This window comes from Saccharomonospora sp. (assembly GCF_027317685.1).
GTDB lineage: Bacteria > Actinomycetota > Actinomycetes > Mycobacteriales > Pseudonocardiaceae > Saccharomonospora.
In genome coordinates this window covers 1-22,222 of the sequence record NZ_DAHVQP010000037.1, presented here as the reverse complement: position 1 = coordinate 22,222, position 22,222 = coordinate 1, and the positions used below count along the sequence as shown (strand labels likewise).

The window sequence follows — 22,222 nt, the reverse complement described above, 5'->3', positions numbered from 1 at the left end:
ACGAGAGGACCGGGACGGACGAACCTCTGGTATGCCAGTTGTCCCGCCAGGGGCATGGCTGGTTAGCTACGTTCGGAAAGGATAACCGCTGAAGGCATCTAAGCGGGAAGCCTGTTCCAAGATGAGGTCTCCCACCACCTTGGAGTGGGTAAGGCCCCCCAGAGATGATGGGGTTGATAGGCCAGACATGGAAGCGCAGTAATGCGTGCTGGAGTGGACTGGTACTAATCGGCCGAGGGCTTGACTACAAAGGTGCTACGCATCCACTCTGCGACTCTGAAACACCACCCCAAGGGGGGTGTGTTGTTTCGTAGAGTTTCGGTGGTTATAGCGGTGGGGACACGCCCGGTCCCATTCCGAACCCGGAAGCTAAGCCCACCAGCGCCGATGGTACTGCACCCCTACGGGTGTGGGAGAGTAGGACACCGCCGAACACAAACTTTAAAGGAGAGGGAGGACAGTTTGTCCTCCCTCTCCTTGTTCCTGCACTTTTTCTTTCCTTGTTTTTCGCAAGTCATACGATCTTGTGGTTGATTTAGCGCCCGCTCGAATTGTTGCGGGCGCTTTTTGTCTGTTCATTGATTCGGTCGTGTGCTGATCAACGTTGCACACAGCGCTCCAAGAGCGCACACGACGCCGGTTATGGCGAAGATTTCGGTGTACTGAGTGACCATGGCCTCGCTCACCGCGTCGGTATAAGCGTCCATGGCCGCTTGGAATGCTTCGTCGGACGAATACAGCATCGGCAACGGCACATCGAGCGAGGCCGTCATGCTGTGGAACCGGTGCAGTCCCCACGCCGACAGTGCGGCGATCCCCACCAGCATGCCGGTCATCCTGGCCACCACGACGCCGGCTGACGCGACACCGTGTTGCTCCTCAGACGTGACCCGCAATACGGCTGAGGACAGCGGAGCGATAACCAGCCCCAGACCCAGGCCGACGATGGCGAGATCGGTGTCCATGCGCGGAAGGAGAAAAATCCCGAGCACGTGTGGATCGGACTGCACGTCGGCCGTCCACGCCGACATGAGCCAAAACCCGACGGCCGAGACAAGCATGCCGCACACAGCGACCCAGCGCTCCCCGAACCGTGACGTCAACACACCGCCGACAAGTGCGCCCACGGGCAGTGCCACAAGGAAACGCAACAGCAGCAGCACGCCGCCTTCATCGTCGAGTCCGAGCAGAGTCTGAACGAACAAATCCACGTCGACGAGAGTCACCATAAGAGCGGCACCCGCCGCGAGGCTCACGCCGAGAGCCGCGAGGAACGGCCTCATCCGTATCCGTGTGGGATCGATCAGCCGATTGTTCGCCTTGGCCTGGTGAACAAGGAATGCGACGAAAGTGACCGCGGCAGTAACGAGAACAGGGATCCCCCACCCAGGCAGCACCTGCTCACCGGGTTCAGGGTTGTAGAGGCCGACGACCAGAAGACCCAGAGTGGCGGCGAGCAGGCCACCACCCAGCACATCGACAGGTGCGGTGCGGCGTGGCTGTGTCGAGGGCACGGAGAAATGCACCGCCACCATTGCGAGCAGCGCCAGCGGCACGTTGACCCAGAACACTCCGCGCCAACCAGTGGCGGCCGCGAGCACGATGCCGTAAACGGGCCCCAGCACGCTGCCCAGTTCCTGGGCGGCCCCCACAGCGCCCAGCACGGTGGCACGACGCCGATAAGACCAGAGGTCGGCGGCCAAAGCCATGGTGACCGGCAACAAGGCGCCGCCTGCGACGCCGAGGACGACCCGGCCCGTGACGACAAGCGGGAGATCCGGCGCGGCGGCTGTCAGCACCGAACCGATCGTGAACATGCCGAGACACACCTGGAGCAGGCGTTTACGACCGAAGCGGTCGGATGCCTGGCCCAACAAGGGCATGGCGGCGACATAGCCGAGGAGATATCCGGTGACGATCGGCGTCAACCGTTCCAGTCGGTTCACCGGGATCTGCAGATCCTCCATGATCTGCCGAAAGAGGCCGATGACGACGTAGGTGTCGAGAGCTCCCAACAGGACGGCGAGACCGCCGGCGCCGATGGCGAGCGAACGCCCCCGCCGGGGAACGACGGTCTCGGTCACGCCGGTGGCTCCACGGTCACAGGCGCGTTCACCTCGGACAGTGTGATGTCCACGGACGCCTCGTCGCTCAATGTCGCGCTGGCCTTGACGGGCAAGTGTTCGTCGTCCGCGCTCAGCCAGAACGTCACGTCGGCGTCACCGTCGGCACCGGGTACCACCCCGGAGAGGACGTCCTTGGCCAAGCTGCCGCTGACCTTGTACGTCGACACGCCGTCCAGCTCGTCCGTTCCTTCGGTGCGAGGCTCACGCAAGCTCGTGAGTAGTTTCGCCACGCCACGCTCGGGATCGAGGACCGCGGACGGATCGTAGATCGAGGAGCTGAGCGCCGCCGGGATCTCTTGGTAACCGCCGGTCGGGCCTTTCAAATGCAGTGTGTCGTCGACGAGGACGAAAGACACCTCGACGAGTTGTCCGACCTGTTCGATGGTGCCGGTGCCCTGGGCTTCGCCGCTGCGTGTGAGGTCACCGTCGAGGCTTCGTACTGCCAGCCCCGGGATCGTGCCGGTGACCTCGATGGTGAAGTGAGTGCTCTCGATATCGCGGGTCGCCGCGGCGGCGTCACGAATCAGCGTGGACGCGTCGGGCAAAGGCCCACTAGGGGCGTCGTCGGAACCACATGCGGTTGTGGTGAGGGCGACCAGGAGCGCGCACGCGCCCACGAGGATTCGGCGCAACGTCATGGTCGAATCGTAGGCACACCCGCCGACTCGCCGAGGCAATACGCCTCTGGAGGAAAGTGCGGTACTCGTCACTCCGAAAGACCAGCGGCGATGGTCGCACCCAGCTCCCAACACGCGGCCAGATCTTCCTTGCTCGGCTCTCCGTGCACCACCACGGCGGGTGTGGCCTTGTCCCAACCCAGTCCCGTGGTGACGCTGTCGATCGACCTGGTGGCGCCTTCGGTTCCCTGGTTGCCGTGCACGTAGTAGCCGAACGGGCGTTTTCGAGTCGCCTCCAGGCACGGGTAGTACACCGTGTCGAAGAAATGCTTCAACGCCCCGGACATGTAACCGAGGTTCGCCGGAGTCCCGAGCAGGTATCCGTCGGCGGCGAGGACGTCCGAAGCGGTGGCCGACAAAGCGGGTTCGCGGACGACGTCGACGCCGGTGATCTCAGGATCCGTCGCACCCGACACCACGGCCTCCAGCATGGTCTGAAGGTGTGGGGAAGGGGTGTGGTGAACGATCAACAACGTGGCCACGGACCCGAGAGTGCCCTCGCGCGTCCGGGTCCGCAACCTGCTTGCCGTAGAGACCACGCGTGAGAGGCGAATGGCACGAATGCCACCGTGTCCCGCGCTCTTCAGGTGCGGTCTCGGTCAGGGTTCGCCTTCACGAACTGTGGACACGGCTACGCAGGCTGCGGACACGATTGTGGGTTGGTTTATTGCGCGGCGAGGAGGCGTGACACGTCGTCGCGCAGGGCGGCAAGGGTTTCGTATGCCGCGCGACGGGCCTCGGTGAGCTGTTCTGGAGGGGGCGCGGGTGCCGTCACCTCCAAATAGGCCTTCACCTTCGGTTCCGTTCCGGACAGTCGCACGATGACACGGACCCGATCACCGCTGAGCTTGAGCGCGTCGGCCTCCGGCAGTTCTTCGGTGGTGACCGGGACATCCGCGAGTTCGGCCGGAGGCTGGGAGCGCAACCGTTCCATCACCGTCGCCCGTTCGGACAGATCGGTGAACCGGGGTGCCACCTGGCCGGTGACCGACACACCGTGTCGCAGTGTCAGCTCGTCGAGCAGGTCGAACAGGGTGCGGCCCCGACTCTTCGCCTCGGCTGCGACATCCGCGGCGAACACGGCGGTGGCGATACCGTCCTTGTCCTTCACGAAATCGGGATTCACACACACGCCGAGCGCTTCCTCGTAGGCGTAGACCAGACGTTCGCCCGCCCTCAGAAGCCACTTGAACCCGGTGAGCGTGCGCGCATGACGTGCTCCGTGGGCGGCGGCGACGTCGGCGAGCATGGAGGACGACACCAGCGTCGTGGCGACGAGGGGATCGGGCACGTCGGTGCGGGCCAGCAGTCGATCGCCGAGCAGCACACCGGCTTCGTCTCCGTGGAGCATGTGCCACGTCCCGTCGGCAGCACGTGCGCCGAGTGCACAGCGGTCGGCGTCGGGGTCGAGCGCGATCGCGAGATCGGCGTCGACATCGGACGCCAGTTCCAGCAACAGGTCGGTGGCGCCTTTCTCCTCCGGATTGGGGAAGGCGACGGTGGGGAAGTCGGGGTTGGGCTCGGCCTGTTCCTCGACCAGGTGGACGTCGGTGAAGCCGGCGAGTCGCAGAGCTTCGACCGCGACGTCGCCTCCGACCCCGTGCAACGGCGTGAGGGCGATGCGCACGTCTCGGTTCGGACTTGTGGCCAACGCGGCGACGCGGTCGAGATAGCCCTGCAGCACGTCGTCGCCGAGTGTGCGGGCGCCTCGGCCCCGGGGCACGGACACCGCGCCGGGGGCAGCCGAGATCCGCTGTTCGATCTCGGTGTCGGCGGGCGGGATGATCTGGATCCCGGTGTGGTCGAACACCTTGTAGCCGTTGTCTGCGGGCGGATTGTGGGACGCGGTGATCTGCACGCCCGCACAGGCGCCGAGCGCGAGCGTGGCGTAGGCAAGTACGGGAGTGGGCAGCGGACGTGGCAGCACGTGCACGTCGAACCCGGCGCCGTCGAGGACCTCGGCCGTGGCCGAGGCGAACCGCTCGGAACCGTGTCGTGCGTCCCTGCCGATGACGACCGTGCCTTCAGGATGGGTCTGTGCCAGCCACGCTGCAAGACCCGCTGTGGTGCGGATGACCACGGCCGTGTTCATGCCGTTCGGGCCGGCCCTCACCGGGCCGCGAAGTCCTGCCGTGCCGAAGGCGAGGGGGCCTGCCATGCGATCGTCGAGGTCGACCACCGCGTCCGGGTCGCCTGTCATCGCGCGAGCCAGCAGGTCCTGCAGCTCTGCGCGGGTGTCGTCGTCGACGTCGTCGGCGATCCAGCGGAACGTCGTGTCCCGGAGCTGGGTCGTCAGCCGGGGCGGTTTCTGCTGCATCACGTCATAGTGGCAAGGTGACCGGCTCCGGGGGCAGCCGCCCCGCGTGACGAACCCCACAATCCACTTTTCTGCAATGTGCTTTCTTCGCTTTGCAGAAATATTCGATGAGCAGCGATGTCGAGTTCTTTTTCCTCATAATCGGCGCATTTTTACCCCAGTACTGAATGGGTGCGCTATGCGGAACACGATCGAGTTATTGCCGTCGAGGATGTCCTTCGCCAGATTCGGTGATGCGCCGACGTTTCGGCGCATCACCCTCACCTGACGAAATTCGGGCGAATGCCCTCTGCGTGAAAGGAGCCGACCATGGCGGAATTCAGAGAGATCGCCGACGTGCCGGTTGTGACCGGCGGTTGGGCGACGGACAAGTGAATTCCGCGTTTTCAGGCCCGCGTGACGAGTTCCCGAAGCAGTCCGCCCATCCGCTCGGCGGAGGCCCGGCCCGCTTCGAGGACTTCCTGGTGATCCAGGGGCTCGCCGGTTATGCCCGCCGCGAGGTTGGTGACGAGTGACAGCCCGAACACCTCGACGCCCTCCGCGCGGGCCGCGATGGCTTCCAACACGGTCGACATGCCCACCAGGTCCGCGCCGAGCGTTCGCAGCATGCGGATCTCGGCGGGTGTCTCGAAGTGCGGCCCGGGCAGTCCGGCGTAGATACCTTCGGCCAGAGACGGGTCGATCTCCTTGGCGACCGCGCGTAGCCGATGCGAGTACAGATCCACGAGATCGACGAAGTTCGCGCCCGTGATGGGCGAGGTGGCGGTCATGTTGAGGTGGTCGGCGATGATGACCGGCTGGCCGACCTGGAAGCCGTCGCGCAGTCCGCCCGCGGCGTTGGTCAACAGTACGGTGCGCACACCGGCGGCGGCCGCCGTGCGCACACTGTGGACGACCCTGGCCACTCCTTTGCCTTCGTAGAGGTGGGTGCGACCGAGGAGCACCAGGATCCGTTTGTCGCCGATCGTGACGACACGTGCGGTACTACCGTGGCCCACGGCGCTGGGGGTCTCGAATCCCGGTAGTTCACCGAGGGGGATCTCCGCTTCCGGCTCGCCGATGATGTCGGCCGCGGGACGCCAGCCGGAGCCGAGGACCACGGCGATGTCGAACGCTTCGACACCGGTGCGGTCGGTCAGCACGGATGCCGCTGTGGCGGCAAGGTCACGGGGTTGGGTGTCGCTGGAGTTCACGGTCGTGCAGCTTAGGCCCCGACGACCTGTTCGTGGGCGACCGGACGATTCGACGAAGTGATGGTTCGGCGAGAAACGGCCGGGGACCGCTGGAGCTGCAGGGGCGTGGATGGTGGAGCTGACCGGTCCGGTACCGAGGTCCTGTACGCACGACAGGTGCTGCGTATGGGGACGCGGTGTCGGATCAGGCATCACGGTGCTGTAGTTCCTGTGCTGAGGAGGACGTCGGTCTCTGTTCGTCTGTGTCGTTGGGGGCGTCGCGCGGTGTCCGGGTGCGTAGAGCCCAGGCCACACCCACGGCGGAGAGGGCCATGAGCGCGAACGACACGGTCAGGGTGAGTGCATCGGGGCTGGTCAACGGTTGTCCGCGTAGGGCCTGCCAGGTCAGCAGCGCGAGCACGGCGGCGTAGGAGGAGCCTGCCACGAGGACGAGCCGTCCACGGACGACGTCGTCGTGGAGTCGTGCCCAGCGCCGGGCCAGCAGGGGCAGCAGTATCGCGAGCAGGGGGAGCACCTGCAGTGCGTGCATGCCCACGAAGTGGGGGATACGCAGGTCGCCGCCGACGGTGCTCCAGCCGGTGATCGGCATGCCCGGTCCGCCGTCGGGAAGGCCCACCGTGTGGGCGCCGATGATGCGGCCGATGGTGCTTTGTTCCTCCTGGGTCAGTTGTTCGTCGGTCGGGGAGGTCATGAGGCCGCCGAGGCCCAGGCCGGCGAGTGAGATGAGGGCGCCGAGGCGCACCGCCCACCGGTCGGCGGCCTCCGCGATGGGGGTTCGCAGCAGGAGGAGTGTGAGTACCAGGGTGCCGACCCACAGGAGGGTGATCGAGATGCCCATGAGGGTGACTAGCCCGGCGTTGAGTGGGGTCGTGAAGTTGAAGTGACTGCTCGTTCCCCTGAGCACCTGGATCACGATGATCGTGTATTCGAGCACCAGTACGCCCACGAGGACGTTCGACACCCGGTGGGCGAGGCGGCGTCGAGTCCGTAGCAGGGACACGAGCCAGGCCCAGGTGACGCAGTACACCGCGATCGACACGGCGAATTTGAAGGGTTTGAGCCATGCCGGCGCGCCGCCGATGCTGCGGTCGTCCACGACGAGTCCGACGGCCGACACCACTGTCATGACCGTCATCAGCGCCGCGCAGACGAGCATCGGGCGATGCCACGTGCGGTACTGCTCCGCTTTCATCGGGTTCATCCCATCCGTCGCTAGATATAGATAGCGGATAGCGTCGCTATCTGAAATGGGAAGTTACACTGCCCACTCTGGGGAGTCCACAGGAAAGGCGAGATCGACATGCGTATGGCCGAACTCAGTAGGGAGTCGGGCGTCCCCGTCGCGACCATCAAGTACTACCTGCGTGAGGGCCTTCTGCATCCCGGTGAACGCACGAGCCCCAACCAGGCGCACTACAACGACACTCACGTCCAGCGCCTACGGCTTGTGCGTGCGTTGCTCGACGTCGGGAGTCTGTCGGTGGCCACGGCCAAGGAGGTCCTGGTCGCCCTCGACTCCAGTGAGATGTCGCTGCATCACGTTCTCGGTGTGACCCAGTACGGGCTTCCGCTTGCGAACACGGAGCAAGCCGACGAGGAGGCGCGCGAATGGGCCCGGGCCACGGCCGAGAGACTTCTCGACGAACGTGGCTGGGTGTACGAGGAGGACTCACCGGCGGTCGATTCGCTCATCGGCGTGCTGGCGACGATGTACACCCTCGGGTACGCCGATCTCGCCTCGGTACTGGACCGCTATGCGGACTCCGCCGAAAACATCGCCGAGGCCGACGTCCGCTACATCGCGGGACTGCCGAGCACGGAATCGATCGTGGAGGGCATGGTGGTCGGCACCCTTTTCGGTGACGCATTGCTGGTGGCTCTGCGCAGGCTGGCGCAGGCGAGCGTCTCGGCGACCGTGTTCGGCTCGGACGGAGAGGGCGAAGAGATCAGCCCCCGAGGATCCGCGTGAGTGCGAATCCGAGTGCGGCGGCGAGGACGAACACCACGGCGGCCGTCGCCAGTACGCCCTTGCGGTCGGTGATCGTGCCCGTCAGGTCGGCGAACAGTCCGTAGTTCGGCCGAGGTAGCCAGGCGGGCCACGTCGAGGGTCGTTTCGAGTGGGTGGGCTTGCGCTGGGCCGGTCGAGGGTTTCTGGCCTGCGGCGCGGGCGAGGTGGGTTCGTCGCCGCTCGTGGCGAACGGCAGTGGGCCGGGATCGGAGGCCAGCGCGCCGCCCTCGGCGTCCGTTTCCTCCGCGAGAGCGGGGACCTTCGGGATCACCCGCGTGATGCTGGCCTCGTCGCGGGCTCGGCCGGTCTCGCTCTCGGTGAACAGCTCGGCCGGGAACAACGTGTGTCGAGGTTGTGTCAACAGTGGATAGAGCCGGCGCCGCACCTCAGCCAAGGACATGCGCTCCGACGGCTTCTTCATCATCAGGCCCCGGATCACCGGTGCTAGCGGGCCGGGGGAAGGGCGCGGCACATCGCCCTGGACCACGCTGACCACGGTCTCCAGCGGGTCGCCGTCGGCGTCGTACGGTGGTCGCCCCTCGGCGGCGGCGAACAGGGTGGCGCCCAGTCCCCACAGGTCGGCCGTGTAGGTCACCGGTCCACCGGTGGCGACCTCGGGGGCGATGAACGCGGGTGAGCCGAGCATCATGCCCGTGTGCGTCATCGTCGCCTCGGACACGTTGCGCGCGATGCCGAAGTCGGTGAGCTTGATGCGCCCGTCGTCCGCCACCAGCACGTTGCCGGGCTTGACGTCGCGGTGGGTGATGCCCGCGGCGTGGGCGGCCTCCAAAGCGGCGGCCACGGCCTCCCCGACGGCCGCCGCCTGCGCGACGGTCAGCCTGCCCGCCTGGCGCAGCAGCCCGGCCAGGCTGCGGGAGGGAAGTAGCTCCATCACGACGTACGGTTCGCCGTGTTCCCTGACGACGTCGTGCAGGATTACCACGTTCGGGTGCGATAACACCGCGATGGCTCTGGCCTCGCGCAGTGTTCGTTCGCGGAGCTCGGTGACCCGGGCCGGCGGGACACCATGTGGCATACGGACCTCCTTCACCGCGACGGGGCGGTGCAGGAACTCGTCGTAGGCCGACCACACGGTGCCCATCGACCCGGAGCCGAGCACGGATCGCAGCCGGTAGCGGCCGGCTACGAGTCGTCGGTCGTCTGTCGGGGCGGACACGCGCCCATTGTCGCGGACGACACGTGCCTCGTGGTTGTGGACTCCGTGCGCACCGGCCGCGGGAGCCGGCATACTTAATGCTTTTAAGGGCATTTCGTCTCTTCAGGGGCGATTAAGCTCACATCCCAAAATGGTCTCCCGGACCTACTATGACTAGGCATGAGCAACGGGGCTGAGGCCGAACTGGTGCTGGCAGCCGAGTTCGACACGCCGAGCCGGCAGGACTGGGAAGAGCTCGTCGAGAAGGTTCTCGACAAAGTCGGTACCGGTTGGGACCGGTTGCGGATCACCACTGACGACGGAATCGAGATCCAGCCGCTCTACACCGCCGACGACCCGGCCCCGCCCTCGGGATTCCCCGGACTGCCTCCGTTCGTCCGAGGCGCCCGGCCCGACGGCCACGTACTCGCAGGCTGGGACACGCGGGCCCACTACGAGGCGGGGGAGAACTTCGACGCCGCCGCTGCCGCCGACCTCAACGAGGCGGTGTTGACCGACCTCGACGGCGGGGTGACGTCGCTGTGGCTGCGCGTGGGGGAGAACGAGCCCGGCGCGGTGCCGGTTTCCTCACTCGACGCCGTTCTGCGGGAGGTGCAGCTCGACCTCGCCCCGGTCGTGCTCGACGCGGGTGAGGAGTACGAGCGCTCGGCGGAGGCCCTGCTCGCGCTGTACGCCGAGCGCAGCGTGCCCGACACCGAGGTGGCGGGTGGTCTGGGCGCGGACCCGATCGGCGTCCGCGCACGCACAGGCCGCGAGCAGGACGTGGGTGCCGCCGCCGCGCTCACGGCCAGGCTCGCCGAGCGCTACCCGAAACTGTCCACACTGGTGGCCGACGGTCTGCCCTACCACGAAGCCGGCGGCTCCGACGCCCAGGAACTCGGCGCCGCGCTCGCCACGGCGGTGGCGTATCTCCGTGCCGTGACCGATGCCGGGCTCGACGTCGATGCGGCCGCCGCGCGCATCGAGTTCCGGCTGGCCGCGACCACCGAGCAGTTCGGCACCATCGCGAAGTTCCGTGCCGCGCGCAGAGTGTGGGCACGTGTGTTGGAAGTGTGTGGTGCCTCCGACATCGCCATGCGCCAGCACGCTGTCACCTCGCCCGCCATGCTGACCCGTCGGGACCCCGAGGTGAACCTGCTGCGCACCACCGTCGCCTGCTTCGCGGCCGGTGTCGGCGGTGCCGACGCGGTGACCGTGTTGCCGTTCGACCACGCGATCGGACTGCCCGAGAAGTTCTCGCGCAGGTTGGCCCGCAACACCCAGGCGATCCTGCTGGAGGAAAGCAAACTCGCCAACGTGATCGACCCGGCGGGTGGCTCGTGGTACGTCGAGAACCTCACCGACGCGCTCGCGCGCGCGGCCTGGGACGAGTTCACCGCCATCGAGAAGGCAGGCGGTATCGAGGCTGAACTCGCTTCGGGCGCGTTGGCCGACCGTTTGGCCGACACGTGGCAGAAGCGATCGCGGCGGATCGCGACCCGTCGTGACCCGATCACCGGCGTCAGCGAGTTCCCGCTGCTGGACGAGAACACCTTCGAGCGGGCGCCTCGACCGGCGGAGGAAGGCGGAGGGCTTCCGCGAGTCCGGTACGCGCAAGACTACGAACGGCTCCGCGACCGGTCCGACGCCCACCTCGCCGAGCACGGCAGCCGACCGAAGGTCTTCCTCGCCACGCTCGGCCCGCTGGCGCAGCACACGGCGCGGGCCACGTTCGCCGCGAACCTCTTCCAGGCGGGTGGGATCGAGCCGGTGAACCCAGGCCTTGCCGACCCGTCCGTCGAGGACCTCGTGGCCGCCTTCCGCGACAGCGGAACCACCGTGGCCTGCCTGTGTGGCAGCGACACCGCGTACGGCGAGGACGCCGAGGCCCTGGCCGCGGCCCTGCGTTCGGCGGGCGCGACCACGGTGTTGCTCGCGGGCAAACCGGCCGACATCGACGGCGTCACGGGTTACGTCCACACCGGATGCGACGCACTCGCCGTCCTCTCTGACACCCTCGACACTCTGGGAGTCGCGCGATGAGCATTCCCGATTTCAGCGACATCGAGCTGGGGTCCGGCGCCGCACCGAGCGGCGACAGGCAGGAATGGACGGAGGCGCTGCGCGCCGCCACCGGCAAGGACGTCGACGCGCTCACGTGGGAGACCCCGGAGGGCATCGGGGTCAAACCGCTCTACACGGCGGAGGACCTGACGGGCCTGGACTTCCTGCGCACCTATCCCGGCATCGCGCCGTACCTGCGGGGCCCGTACCCGACGATGTACACCACCCAGCCGTGGACCATCCGCCAGTACGCCGGGTTCTCCACGGCCGAGGAGTCCAACGCCTTCTACCGGCGCAACCTCGCCGCGGGCCAGAAGGGCCTGTCGGTGGCGTTCGACCTCGCCACCCACCGCGGTTACGACTCCGACCACCCGCGCGTGGCCGGTGATGTCGGCATGGCGGGCGTGGCCATCGACTCGATCTACGACATGCGGCAGCTGTTCGACGGCATCCCGCTCGACCGCATGAGCGTGTCGATGACCATGAACGGCGCCGTCCTGCCCGTGTTGGCGCTGTACGTGGTGGCGGCCGAGGAACAGGGTGTTCGGCCCGAGCAGCTGGCGGGGACCATCCAGAACGACATCCTCAAGGAGTTCATGGTCCGCAACACCTACATCTACCCGCCGCAGCCGTCGATGCGGATCATCTCCGACATCTTCGCGTTCACCTCGCAGCGGATGCCGAAGTTCAACTCCATTTCGATCTCCGGCTACCACATGCAGGAGGCCGGGGCCACGGCCGATCTGGAGTTGGCGTACACGTTGGCCGACGGCGTCGAGTACATCCGCGCAGGCCTGGACGCCGGGCTCGACATCGACGCGTTCGCCCCGCGGCTGTCGTTCTTCTGGGCCATCGGCATGAACTTCTTCATGGAGGTCGCGAAGCTGCGGGCCGCGCGCCTGCTGTGGGCAAAGCTCGTGAAGCAGTTCGAGCCGAGCAACCCCAAATCGCTGAGCCTGCGCACGCACTGCCAGACCTCCGGGTGGTCGCTCACGGCCCAGGACGTCTACAACAACGTGGTGCGCACGTGTGTCGAGGCGATGGCGGCCACCCAGGGCCACACGCAGTCGCTGCACACCAACGCCCTCGACGAGGCCCTGGCGTTGCCCACCGACAGCAGCGCCCGCATCGCGCGCAACACGCAGTTGCTGCTCCAGCAGGAGTCCGGCACCACGCGCGTCATCGACCCGTGGGGCGGCAGCGCGTACGTCGAACGGCTCACCTACGAACTCGCCCGTCGGGCGTGGAGCCACATCGAGGAGGTCGAGTCCGCGGGCGGTATGGCCAGGGCCATCGACGCCGGGATCCCCAAACTGCGCATCGAGGAGGCCGCGGCCCGCACGCAGGCCCGCATCGACTCGGGCAGGCAGCCGGTGATCGGCGTGAACAAGCACCGCCTCGGCGCGGAGGACGACACCGAACTCGACGTCCTCAAGATCGACAACGAGGGTGTGCGGGCGCAGCAGCTGGAGAAGCTGCGCAGGCTGCGCGCCGAACGGGACGAGGACGCCACCCAGGACGCGCTGCGCAGGCTCACCGCCGGCGCGGAGGGCGACGGCAACCTCCTGGAACTGGCCATCGACGCGGCCAGGGCCAAGGCCACGGTCGGGGAGATCTCGGAGGCCCTGGAGAAGGTCTGGGGACGGCACGCCGGCCAGATCCGTACCATCTCCGGCGTGTACCGCGAGGAGGTCGGCAAGACGGCCAATGTGGAGGCCGCGCGCGAGCGGGTCGACGCGTTCGCCGAGGCCGAGGGACGCAGGCCGCGCATCCTGGTGGCCAAGATGGGCCAGGACGGCCACGACCGCGGGCAGAAGGTGGTCGCCACCGCGTTCGCCGACCTCGGTTTCGACGTCGATGTCGGGCCGCTGTTCTCGACACCCGCCGAAGTGGCGCGCCAGGCCGTCGAGGCCGACGTGCACATCGTGGGCGTGTCGTCGCTGGCGGCGGGGCACCTGTCGCTGGTGCCCGAACTGCGGGACGAACTGCTCGCGTTGGGCCGCGACGACATCATGATCGTGTGCGGTGGCGTCATCCCGCCCCAGGACTACGACGAACTGCGCGCCGCGGGAGCCTCCGCCATCTTCGGCCCCGGCACCGTGATCGCCGACAGCGTCGTCACGATGCTCGACGAGCTCGAGGCGCGACACTCGTAACCATGGCACGCATCCTCGACGTTCCCGCATACGCCAAAGGTGTGCTCGACGGTGACCGCGGCACCCTGGCCCGGGCCATCACGCTGGTCGAGTCGCAACGCCCCGAGCACCGCAAGCTGGCGCAGGACCTGCTCGTGGAACTGTTGCCACACGCGGGCGGCGCGGTCCGGGTCGGTATCACCGGGGTGCCCGGCGTGGGCAAGTCCACGTTCATCGACCAGCTCGGCACCCAGCTCACCGAAGCGGGACATCGGGTGGCCGTGCTCGCCGTGGACCCGTCGTCCCCCCGGACCGGTGGCAGCATCCTCGGCGACAAGACGCGTATGGCCCGGCTCTCCACCGACCCCGCCGCGTTCGTCCGGCCGTCACCGACGTCGGGCACACTCGGCGGGGTGGCCCGCGCCACGCGCGAGACCATCGTGTTGATGGAAGCCGCCGGCTACGACGTGGTGTTGGTCGAGACCGTTGGGGTCGGCCAGTCGGAGGTCACCGTGGCCGGCATGGTCGACTCGTTCCTGTTCTTGACCCTGGCCCGCACCGGTGACCAGCTCCAGGGCATCAAGAAGGGGGTCCTCGAACTCGCCGACGTGATCGCCGTCAACAAGGCCGACGGTGAGCACGAACGCGAGGCTCGCAGGGCCGCCAGGGAACTGTCCGGCGCGCTGCGGATGATCTACGGCCCCGATGCCGCGTGGACCCCGCCCGTGCTCACCTGCAGCGGACTGACCGGGGCCGGGCTCGACACCGTGTGGCAACAACTGACACGGCACCGCGACCAGCTCGTCGAGACGGGTGAACTCGAGGCCAGGCGACAACAGCAGCAGGTGGACTGGGTCTGGGCCATGGTGCGGGACCAGCTACTGGACCGGCTGGTGGAGCACCCGGCCGTGCGCGCGATCGTCGACGACGTCGAACGCGATGTGCGCGAGGGCCGCAGCACCGCCACCCTCGCCGCTGAACGCATACTGTCCGCGTTCAGCGGCGAAACGTCGCACGGTGGCTGACGAGACACCATCCGACAGTGCAGACTGTGAGCGTGCGTGTTCTCGGGGTTGTGCTGAGTGTGCTCACCGTCGTTCTCGTCGTCTCCGCCGGTGCCACCGTGCCCGCAGCGCAGGCCGTGCCTGCCGCGTCGGGTACCGCGTCGACCGCTCCCGCCGTTCACGTCGTGGCGCAGGACGACACCACCTCCGAAACCGGGGACCCCTCGGGATCGGAGGAATCACCGAGCGGGGAACCGGAACTCGACCCCCAGACCGAGGCCGAGGCCGAGCGGAACAAGGACAAGATTGTGGTGGGCGTCATCGCGGCGATCCTGCTCGGCATCGTGGCTTGGGGGCGGTACATCCGCGCGAAGAACGCCAAGGGCGGATAGCGCCCTCCGGTTCTACGGCGCCACCGAACGGTCCGTCACCGTTTAGCGCAAATGGGCTACCTTCTGTCTATCCATTAGGACATACGGGTTACGCATAGGCTGGAAAGTGCCAGACTGAAAGTCAATACGTACGGCATGCGTACGGTAGTTGACCCGTTCTAACAGCTCTACCAGCGGACGACAGAGGTGTGCCCCATCGCCGCGCTGGTTGCGTGCGGAGGTGCGGTGTGACCGTTCTCGACTCGCGACCCGAAGTGCCGGGCGAATCCGACCCGGCCGAATCGGCCGACTCCCTGCTCACCGTGTCCGACACGGTCGTCACAGGGGATGTGGGGGCAGGGCGCGGCCCCGGCTGGCTCGACGCCTGGATGACCGACCGCGCGGCGGACGTCGTGTCCTGGCGCCGGCACATCCACGCCAACCCCGAACTCGCTCGGCGTGAGTACGGCACCACGGAGCTCGTGACCAAGTTGCTCCGTTCGGCCGGTCTGCGACCGACCGTGCTGCCCGGGGGCACCGGGGTCGTCTGCGACATCGGCAGTGGACAGCGGTGTGTGGCGCTGCGGGCCGACCTGGACGCTCTGCCGTTGACCGAGGCCACGGGCCTGCCATTCGCCTCGGGCGTGGACGGGGTCGCCCACGCCTGCGGACACGACGTGCACACGACGGTGCTGCTCGGCGCGGGCCTGGCGTTGGCCACGGCCGCGGAACTGCCGGGACGTGTGCGACTGATCTTCCAACCCGCCGAGGAGGTCATGCCCGGCGGAGCCCTCGACGCCATCGAAGCCGGCGTGCTCGACGGCGTGGACCGGATCTTCGGCCTGCACTGCGATCCCCGGTTGCCCGTCGGCCGGATCGGTACGCGAGTGGGCGCGCTCACGTCGGCCGCGGACCTCGTGGAACTGACGCTGACCTCGCCGGGAGGGCACACCTCACGGCCTCACCTGACCGCCGACCTCGTGCACGGGCTCGGCACCGTGATCACCTCGCTGCCCACCGTGCTGTCGCGGAGAGTGGACCCGCGGTCGGGGACCGTGCTCGTGTGGGGCGCCGTGCACGCCGGGGAAGCGGCCAACGCCGTGCCCCAGGAAGGCAAGTTGCGGGGAACCCTGCGCACCGCCGACCACGAGACGTGGACGATGCTGGAGCCCCTCGTGGAGTCGTCGGTTAAGGCGCTGCTCGCCCCCACCGGGGTGGGGTACGAGCTGAACTACCTGCGGGGTGTTCCACCCGTGGTCAGTGACCCGGAGAGCACGGACCTGCTCCGGGCGGGTGTGGAAGCCGCGCTGGGATCCGGTGCCCTGGCCGCCGCGGAGCAGTCCTCCGGGGGCGAGGACTTCGGCTGGTACCTGGAGCACGTGCCCGGCGCGTTCGCCCGGCTCGGCGTGTGGTCCGGTGAGGGACAGATGCGCGACCTGCATCAGCCGACGTTCGAGGCCGATGAACGCGCCCTGTTCACCGGTATCAGGGTGATGGTCCACACGGCCTTGGCCGCGCTGGCGTCCTGATGACGAACACCGTGTCCGCAGGTTGTGTCGTCGTGTCCGCATCGTGCGGTGCGAACACGGCTACGGGAACTGCGGACACGAGTTATCCACAGGCCCACTGGTTATCCACAGCCTGTGGATAACCAGTGGCGCCGGGTCGAGATCCAGTTCAGCCTGGGGGAATGCGGCACGACTGGGGAGTGCGCGGCCCTGTCACTCGACGTGACGCTGCGGCCGTGCTGGGGGAATACTCATTGAGGACCGCTCTCCGCCAAGGTGTGTTGACTCAGCCGTGGCGGGGAGTCGTGATGCGCACGGCCGACCTGGGGGACCTTCGCGCTCGTGCGGCAGCGGCCGTCCTGTTCGTCGGCGTACCCGTGGTGATCTCCGGACCGACCGCGTTGCGGTTGCACGGCTGCGACGCGGTGCCGGAAACCGGCCCGATCCACGTGACCGTGCCGTACTCGCGGTCCGCGAGATCCCGGCCGGGGCTCGCCATGCACCAGAGCCGGTTCAACCCCGCCGACGTGATCGAGCTCGACGGGCTTCCCGTGTTCCCGCTCGATCTCGCGATCGCCGACCAACTGTGCGGCAGCGATGCGCGCCGCGCGTTCGCGGCCCTGGACCAGGCGTTGCGCATGCGTCCCGGCGAGGAGGGCGAGTCGTTCCGTTCGGCCGTGCGGGCCCGTCTCGCCTCCCGTGCCGACCGGCGTGGCGTGTCGAAGGCGTTCATGCTCACCGAGCTGGCCACGGGGCGAGCGGACTCACCGCCCGAAAGCTCGCTTCTGCTGACCGTGGTCGAAGCCGGATTCCCGGTACCGGAGCCTCAGCATCCGATACACACGATCGACGGGCGTCTGCTGTATGTGCTCGATCTGGCCTGGGAGCAGTGGCGGATCGCCTTGGAATACGACGGTTACGCAGCCCATGAGGACCGGGCCGCGTACGACGCCGAACGTGACCGGCGATTGGCGGGGCGGGGATGGGTGGTGATCAGGGCGACGGCTGACGACCTGCGTGACCCGTCGCGGATTCTGGATGAGCTGCGCGAGGCGTTCGCCCAACGATCCCGTTAGGGCTCTCCCATCGCGGGTTGCGGACATGGCGACGCAGGCTGAGGACACGGCGACACAACCTGCGGACACGGTGGTTCAGGGGCCGATGCGTTTGCAGGGGCGGGTGCGTAGGTCGGTGACGTAGTCGGCGGGGGCGCCGGCCGCTTCGGCGGCGTCGGCCAGCACACCCAGATAGCGGGCGGAGGGCAGTCCACCCTCGTACGCATCGAGCACGTACAGCCACGCCAGCACCGAACCGTCCATGGTCTGGACTCGCAGCCTGATCTTGTTGTGCAGTCCGAGCTCTCCGCCCTCCCACTGATCGAGCCGGGACTCGTCCAGCGGCGTGACGTCGTAGAGGACCACGAAGACCCGCGAGCCCGGGTCCTCGACGATGGTGGCGAGCGCGCCTTCCCAATTCAGGTCCTCGCCGCCGAAGGTGAGCCGCCAGCCTTCCAGCCAGCCGGTGCCCGCCATCGGCGAGTGGGGAGCTCGCTCCAACATCTGGGCGGGATCCATGTTGGACCCGTACGCGGCATAGAGGGGCACGACCATCAGGGTAACGGCCACCGCATCACCCGAGCGGATGCACTCCGCGTGTCCCCGCATAGAGTTGTCGATGCAGCGCCGTGTTGAGGAGGGAACGAAGTTGACCAAGATCGTGATCATGGGCGGCGGACCTGCCGGCTACGAGGCGGCACTGGTCGCGGCGCAACACGGAGCCGATGTCACCGTCGTCGAGCGGGACGGTCTTGGTGGCGCGTGCGTGCTGTACGACTGCGTTCCCTCGAAGACGTACATCGCTTCCTCCGGTGCGCGAGCGAGCCTGCAGAGTTTCTCCGAACTCGGCATCCACGTGGACCCGCCGCGGGTCGACCTGGCGTCCGTGCATGGCCGGGTACGGGACTTGGCGCTCGCGCAGTCCGCGGACATCCGTGCTCGTCTGCAGCGGGAAGGGGTGCGGATACTGACCGGTACCGCCCGGTTCCGTGACTCCAAGCCGGGCTTGGCGACGCACAAGGTCGGCGTGACCGACTCGGAGACCGGTGAGGAGGAGATCCTCGACGCCGACGTGGTGCTGGTGGCCACGGGTGCGACGCCGCGGGTGCTGCCGGGTGCCGTGCCCGACGGAGAGCGCATCCTCGACTGGAGGCAACTCTACGACCTGCCCGAGCTGCCCGAGCACCTCGCCGTGGTGGGGTCGGGTGTGACGGGTGCCGAGTTCGCCTCCGCCTACACCGAGATGGGTGTCAAGGTCACCGTGGTGTCCAGTCGTGACCGGGTGTTGCCGCACGAGGACGCCGACGCCGCCGCGGTGCTGGAGGAGGTGTTCTCCCGGCGTGGCGCCACCGTGGTGAAACACGCGAGGGCCGAGCGGGTGGAACGCACTTCGGACGGGGTGGTCGTGCACCTCACCGACGGCAGGCAGATCGAGGCCAGCCATGCGCTCATGACCGTCGGTTCGGTGCCGAACACCGGTGACATCGGACTCGAACGCGTGGGGATCGAGCCCGGCCCGGGTGGGTTCATCAACGTCGACCGGGTGTCGCGGACGAGCGCTCCCGGGGTGTATGCGGCGGGTGACTGCACGGGTGTGTTGATGCTGGCGTCCGTGGCGAGCATGCAGGGCCGGATCGCGATGTGGCACGCGCTCGGTGAGGGCGTGGCCCCCATCAGGTTGCGCACGGTCGCGGCGAACGTGTTCACGCACCCCGAGATCGCCACGGTGGGGGTGAGCCAGAAGTCCATCGACTCGGGTGAGGTGCCCGCGCGCACCATCATGCTTCCGCTGGCCACGAACGCGCGCGCCAAGATGGAAGGGGTGCACCACGGGTTCGTGAAGCTGTTCTGCAGGCCGGCCACGGGAGTCGTGGTGGGTGGGGTCGTGGTGGCGCCCAACGCCAGTGAGTTGATCCTGCCGATCGCGTTGGCCGTGCAGAACCAGCTCACCGTGGACAACCTGGCGATGACGTTCTCGGTGTACCCGTCGCTGTCCGGGTCGATCACCGAGGCCGGGCGGCAGCTGATGCGGCACGACGACCTGGACTGACACGGGACCGGCACAGGGAAGATCGTCCTGCGGACGGTCGGGCGTGATGTGAGACTGGAGTCGGCTCGTCCACGCCGGACCACCGGAGCGCGTCATGATCGTCCGCGACACTCCCTACCCCGACGGCACGCCTTGCTGGGTCGATCTGCTGGTACCGGATCCGCGCAGGGCCATGGACTTCTACGGCGCCCTGTTCGGCTGGGCCTTCGCCGACCAGGGGGACGAGACGGATAACTACCTGCTGTGCCTGGTGAACGGTCGGATAGTCGCCGGACTCGGTGGCAGAAAACCGCGGCAGGAAGCTCCTCCGGTGTGGACCACCTACCTCGCCACGTCGGATGTGGACGCCACCGCGGCGAGGGTGACGGACGCGGGTGGACGGCTGCTGACCGGGCCGACCGACATGCTGTGGGGCAGCCGGATGGCGCTCGCCTCGGATCCCACGGGAGCGGTGTTCGGGCTGTGGCAGGCGGGACGGGTCATCGGGGCGCAGCTGACCGACGCGCCGTCGGCTCTGATGTGGAACGAGTGCCTGACCCGTGACTTCTCCACGGCGAAGGAGTTCTACGGCCGCGTGTTCGGTTACACGGTCAGCCGGCAGGAGGACCAGGACCTCGCCTACGGCACGTTCGTGTCGGACGAACGCGTCGTCGGCGGGTTGGGGGAGTTGTCCACCGAGGTCCCCGCGGATGTCCCGCCGCACTGGATGACGTATTTCGGTGTCGTCGACACGGACGCTGTGGCGGCACGGGCCACCGAGCTCGACGGTAACGTGGTCGTCCCACCGGCGGACAGTCCGTACGGGCGCGTGGCCGTGCTCGCGGACAACCAGGGGGTGGGTTTCTCCGTCATCACCGTTACCGCCGAGCCGGAAGCCACCTAGAAGCCCGACAGGTCTCGTCGATCCTCGTCAGTCCTCTTCGGTGCCCCAGTCGAACGTCTTGGTGACGGCTTTCTTCCAGTTGCGGTATTCCCGTTCCCGCCGAGCCTCGTCCATACTCGGCTCCCAGCGTTTGTCCTCGGCCCAGTTGTTGCGGATATCGTTCTCCCCCTCCCAGTAGCCGACCGCCAGGCCCGCGGCGTAGGCGGCGCCGAGCGCGGTCGTCTCGTTGACCTTCGGGCGGATCACCGGCACACCGAGGATGTCGGCCTGGAACTGCATGAGCAGGTCGTTGACTACCATGCCGCCGTCCGCTTTGAGGGATTTCAGCGGAACGCCGGAGTCGGCGTTCATGGCGTCGATGACCTCGCGGGTCTGAAACGCCGTCGCCTCGAGCGCCGCGCGACAGATATGTCCTTTGTTGACGTATCGGGTCAGACCCACGATGGCGCCACGGGCGTCGGAGCGCCAGTACGGTGCGAACAGGCCCGAGAACGCGGGGACGATGTAGGCGCCGCCGTTGTCCTCCACGGTGCGCGCGTGCTCCTCGATCTCGGGCGCCGAATCGATCATCTTGAGGTTGTCGCGCAACCATTGCACCAGCGATCCGGTGACGGCGATGGAGCCTTCCAACGCGAAGATCGGGTCCTTCGTGCCGAGCTTGTAGCAGACGGTGGTGATCAGCCCGTTCTGCGACATCACCTTCTCGGTGCCCGTGTTGAGCAGCACGAAGTTACCGGTGCCGTAGGTGTTCTTCGCCTCTCCGACACTCAGGCAGGCCTGGCCGAAGGTCGCGGCCTGCTGGTCGCCGAGGATACCCGCGATGGGCACACCCCTGAACGCGCCACGCTCGCGGGTGGTGCCGTACGTCTCCGACGACGACCGGATCTCGGGCAGCATGGACATCGGAATGCCCATGTCGGCCGCGATGTCGGGATTCCAGGACAGGGTGTCGAGATCCATCAGCAGTGTGCGGGAGGCGTTGGTGGGGTCGGTGACGTGGATGCCGCCGTCGACGCCGCCCGTCATGTTCCACAACACCCAGGTGTCTATGTTGCCGAACAACAGGTCACCGTTCTCGGCGCGTTCGCGCGCGCCTTCCACGTTGTCCAGAATCCACTTGATCTTGGGGCCGGAGAAGTACGTGGCCAGCGGTAGCCCCGTCTTGCCGCGGTAGCGTTCCTGGCCTTCACCCAGCGCACCCAGTTCTTCGATGATGCGATCCGTGCGGGTGTCCTGCCAGACGATGGCGTTGTAGACGGGTTTTCCCGTCTTGCGGTCCCACACCAGCGTGGTCTCGCGTTGGTTGGTGATGCCGACGGCGGCGATCTCGCTCGCCGTGAGGTCGGCGTTGGCGAGCGCGCCCGCCGCCGTGGCCCTGGTGTTGGCCCAAATCTCCTCCGCGTCGTGTTCGACCCAACCTGCCTTGGGGAAGATCTGTCGATGTTCTCGCTGCTCGGAGGCGACGACCTGGCCGGAGTGATCGAAGATCATCGTCCGGGTGGAGGTGGTTCCTTGGTCGATCGCGGCGATGTATGAAGCCATGACTGTCCTTTCCGCCGGTCGTTACTCGGACCTGCGTGTCTCGGTGGCGTCGGTGGGTTCGGGAACCCGTCCAGCGGGAGGGCCTTCCACACCTTCCAACGTCTCGCGGGCCTTCAGGACCTGGCCGATGAAC

18 protein-coding genes and 2 rRNA genes are annotated in these 22,222 nt (G+C 67.5%); 11 read left to right on the top strand and 9 right to left on the bottom strand.

Features of this window, described 5'->3' with window-relative positions; translation table 11 throughout:
• Both M7H19_RS04245 and rrf read left to right on the top strand, forming a co-directional pair.
• Positions 1-248 (top strand): 23S ribosomal RNA (locus M7H19_RS04245); the annotation flags it as partial.
• 69 nt (positions 249-317) lie between these two features.
• Positions 318-434, top strand: a 5S ribosomal RNA gene (gene rrf / locus M7H19_RS04240).
• Positions 435-575: 141 nt separating this feature from the next.
• On the opposite strand, the gene M7H19_RS04235 is transcribed toward rrf, so the two are convergent.
• From M7H19_RS04235 to M7H19_RS04210, 6 genes are all read right to left on the bottom strand, one after another.
• Positions 576-2,084, bottom strand: a complete 1,509-nt coding sequence (locus M7H19_RS04235; RefSeq protein WP_298177315.1) for an MFS transporter — start codon at positions 2,082-2,084, stop codon at positions 576-578.
• Positions 2,081-2,764 carry an LppX_LprAFG lipoprotein gene (locus tag M7H19_RS04230; RefSeq protein WP_298177313.1) on the bottom strand — a complete coding sequence of 228 codons (684 nt, stop codon included), beginning with the start codon at positions 2,762-2,764 and terminating at the stop codon, positions 2,081-2,083. Before M7H19_RS04230 ends, M7H19_RS04235 begins: the two co-directional genes overlap by 4 nt.
• 68 nt (positions 2,765-2,832) lie before the next feature.
• Positions 2,833-3,285, bottom strand: coding sequence for an NAD(P)H-dependent oxidoreductase (locus M7H19_RS04225; RefSeq protein ID WP_298177311.1), 453 nt, complete (start codon positions 3,283-3,285; stop codon positions 2,833-2,835).
• Between the two features lie 182 nt (positions 3,286-3,467).
• Positions 3,468-5,120, bottom strand: coding sequence for a phospho-sugar mutase (locus M7H19_RS04220; RefSeq protein ID WP_298177309.1), 1,653 nt, complete (start codon positions 5,118-5,120; stop codon positions 3,468-3,470).
• Between the two features lie 386 nt (positions 5,121-5,506).
• Complete coding sequence (locus tag M7H19_RS04215) at positions 5,507-6,313, bottom strand: purine-nucleoside phosphorylase (protein ID WP_298177307.1); 807 nt, start codon at positions 6,311-6,313, stop codon at positions 5,507-5,509.
• Between the two features lie 184 nt (positions 6,314-6,497).
• Entirely contained in the window at positions 6,498-7,505 is a 1,008-nt protein-coding gene (locus M7H19_RS04210; RefSeq protein WP_298177305.1) for a hypothetical protein, read from the bottom strand.
• A 108-nt stretch (positions 7,506-7,613) separates the two neighbouring features.
• Here M7H19_RS04210 and M7H19_RS04205 point away from each other — a divergent pair, with 108 nt between their 5' ends.
• Entirely contained in the window at positions 7,614-8,282 is a 669-nt protein-coding gene (locus tag M7H19_RS04205; protein ID WP_298177303.1) for a MerR family transcriptional regulator, read from the top strand.
• On the opposite strand, the gene M7H19_RS04200 is transcribed toward M7H19_RS04205, so the two are convergent.
• Complete coding sequence (locus M7H19_RS04200) at positions 8,260-9,498, bottom strand: serine/threonine-protein kinase (protein ID WP_298177301.1); 1,239 nt, start codon at positions 9,496-9,498, stop codon at positions 8,260-8,262. The two genes, M7H19_RS04205 and M7H19_RS04200, sit on opposite strands and share 23 nt — an antisense overlap.
• A 159-nt stretch (positions 9,499-9,657) precedes the next feature.
• Between M7H19_RS04200 and M7H19_RS04195 the strand changes: the two genes are divergently transcribed.
• The 6 genes from M7H19_RS04195 (at position 9,658) to M7H19_RS04170 (ending at position 17,635) form a co-directional block, all read left to right on the top strand.
• Positions 9,658-11,520, top strand: a complete 1,863-nt coding sequence (locus tag M7H19_RS04195) for a methylmalonyl-CoA mutase family protein (RefSeq protein ID WP_298177299.1) — start codon at positions 9,658-9,660, stop codon at positions 11,518-11,520.
• Positions 11,517-13,697, top strand: coding sequence for a methylmalonyl-CoA mutase (gene scpA, locus M7H19_RS04190; RefSeq protein ID WP_298177298.1), 2,181 nt, complete (start codon positions 11,517-11,519; stop codon positions 13,695-13,697). Before M7H19_RS04195 ends, scpA begins: the two co-directional genes overlap by 4 nt.
• Before the next feature lie 2 nt (positions 13,698-13,699).
• Positions 13,700-14,701, top strand: a complete 1,002-nt coding sequence (gene meaB, locus M7H19_RS04185; protein WP_298177296.1) for a methylmalonyl Co-A mutase-associated GTPase MeaB — start codon at positions 13,700-13,702, stop codon at positions 14,699-14,701.
• Between the two features lie 17 nt (positions 14,702-14,718).
• On the top strand, positions 14,719-15,072 hold the full coding sequence (locus M7H19_RS04180; protein ID WP_363321332.1) for a hypothetical protein: 354 nt from the start codon (positions 14,719-14,721) through the stop codon (positions 15,070-15,072).
• Positions 15,073-15,299: 227 nt separating this feature from the next.
• Positions 15,300-16,580, top strand: a complete 1,281-nt coding sequence (locus M7H19_RS04175) for an amidohydrolase (protein ID WP_298177294.1) — start codon at positions 15,300-15,302, stop codon at positions 16,578-16,580.
• 161 nt (positions 16,581-16,741) lie between these two features.
• Positions 16,742-17,635 carry a DUF559 domain-containing protein gene (locus tag M7H19_RS04170; protein WP_298177292.1) on the top strand — a complete coding sequence of 298 codons (894 nt, stop codon included), beginning with the start codon at positions 16,742-16,744 and terminating at the stop codon, positions 17,633-17,635.
• A 75-nt stretch (positions 17,636-17,710) separates the two neighbouring features.
• Here the strand turns inward: M7H19_RS04170 and M7H19_RS04165 are convergent, their stop codons facing one another.
• Complete coding sequence (locus M7H19_RS04165) at positions 17,711-18,163, bottom strand: gamma-glutamylcyclotransferase (protein WP_298177290.1); 453 nt, start codon at positions 18,161-18,163, stop codon at positions 17,711-17,713.
• 100 nt (positions 18,164-18,263) lie between these two features.
• On the opposite strand from M7H19_RS04165, the gene M7H19_RS04160 reads away from it, so the two are divergent.
• Positions 18,264-19,664 carry an NAD(P)H-quinone dehydrogenase gene (locus M7H19_RS04160; protein WP_298177316.1) on the top strand — a complete coding sequence of 467 codons (1,401 nt, stop codon included), beginning with the start codon at positions 18,264-18,266 and terminating at the stop codon, positions 19,662-19,664.
• Between the two features lie 94 nt (positions 19,665-19,758).
• Positions 19,759-20,547 carry a VOC family protein gene (locus M7H19_RS04155; protein WP_298177288.1) on the top strand — a complete coding sequence of 263 codons (789 nt, stop codon included), beginning with the start codon at positions 19,759-19,761 and terminating at the stop codon, positions 20,545-20,547.
• 27 nt (positions 20,548-20,574) lie between these two features.
• Here M7H19_RS04155 and glpK read toward each other — a convergent pair whose 3' ends face one another.
• Positions 20,575-22,089 (bottom strand): glycerol kinase GlpK, encoded by a 1,515-nt coding sequence (glpK, locus tag M7H19_RS04150; protein WP_298177286.1) that lies wholly within the window; start codon positions 22,087-22,089, stop codon positions 20,575-20,577.
• Positions 22,090-22,222: the final 133 nt, after the last annotated feature.

What these genes read in the sequence shown, in the direction of transcription:
- M7H19_RS04230 (WP_298177313.1), bottom strand. Translation starts at nt 2,764, where the DNA reads ATGACGTTGCGCCGAATCCTCGTGGGCGCGTGCGCGCTCCTGGTCGCC.
- M7H19_RS04220 (WP_298177309.1), bottom strand. Translation starts at nt 5,120, where the DNA reads ATGCAGCAGAAACCGCCCCGGCTGACGACCCAGCTCCGGGACACGACG.
- M7H19_RS04210 (WP_298177305.1), bottom strand. Translation starts at nt 7,505, where the DNA reads ATGAAAGCGGAGCAGTACCGCACGTGGCATCGCCCGATGCTCGTCTGC.
- M7H19_RS04205 (WP_298177303.1), top strand. Translation starts at nt 7,614, where the DNA reads ATGCGTATGGCCGAACTCAGTAGGGAGTCGGGCGTCCCCGTCGCGACC.
- M7H19_RS04195 (WP_298177299.1), top strand. Translation starts at nt 9,658, where the DNA reads ATGAGCAACGGGGCTGAGGCCGAACTGGTGCTGGCAGCCGAGTTCGAC.
- scpA (WP_298177298.1), top strand. Translation starts at nt 11,517, where the DNA reads ATGAGCATTCCCGATTTCAGCGACATCGAGCTGGGGTCCGGCGCCGCA.
- meaB (WP_298177296.1), top strand. Translation starts at nt 13,700, where the DNA reads ATGGCACGCATCCTCGACGTTCCCGCATACGCCAAAGGTGTGCTCGAC.
- M7H19_RS04170 (WP_298177292.1), top strand. Translation starts at nt 16,742, where the DNA reads ATGCGGCACGACTGGGGAGTGCGCGGCCCTGTCACTCGACGTGACGCT.
- M7H19_RS04155 (WP_298177288.1), top strand. Translation starts at nt 19,759, where the DNA reads ATGATCGTCCGCGACACTCCCTACCCCGACGGCACGCCTTGCTGGGTC.
- glpK (WP_298177286.1), bottom strand. Translation starts at nt 22,089, where the DNA reads ATGGCTTCATACATCGCCGCGATCGACCAAGGAACCACCTCCACCCGG.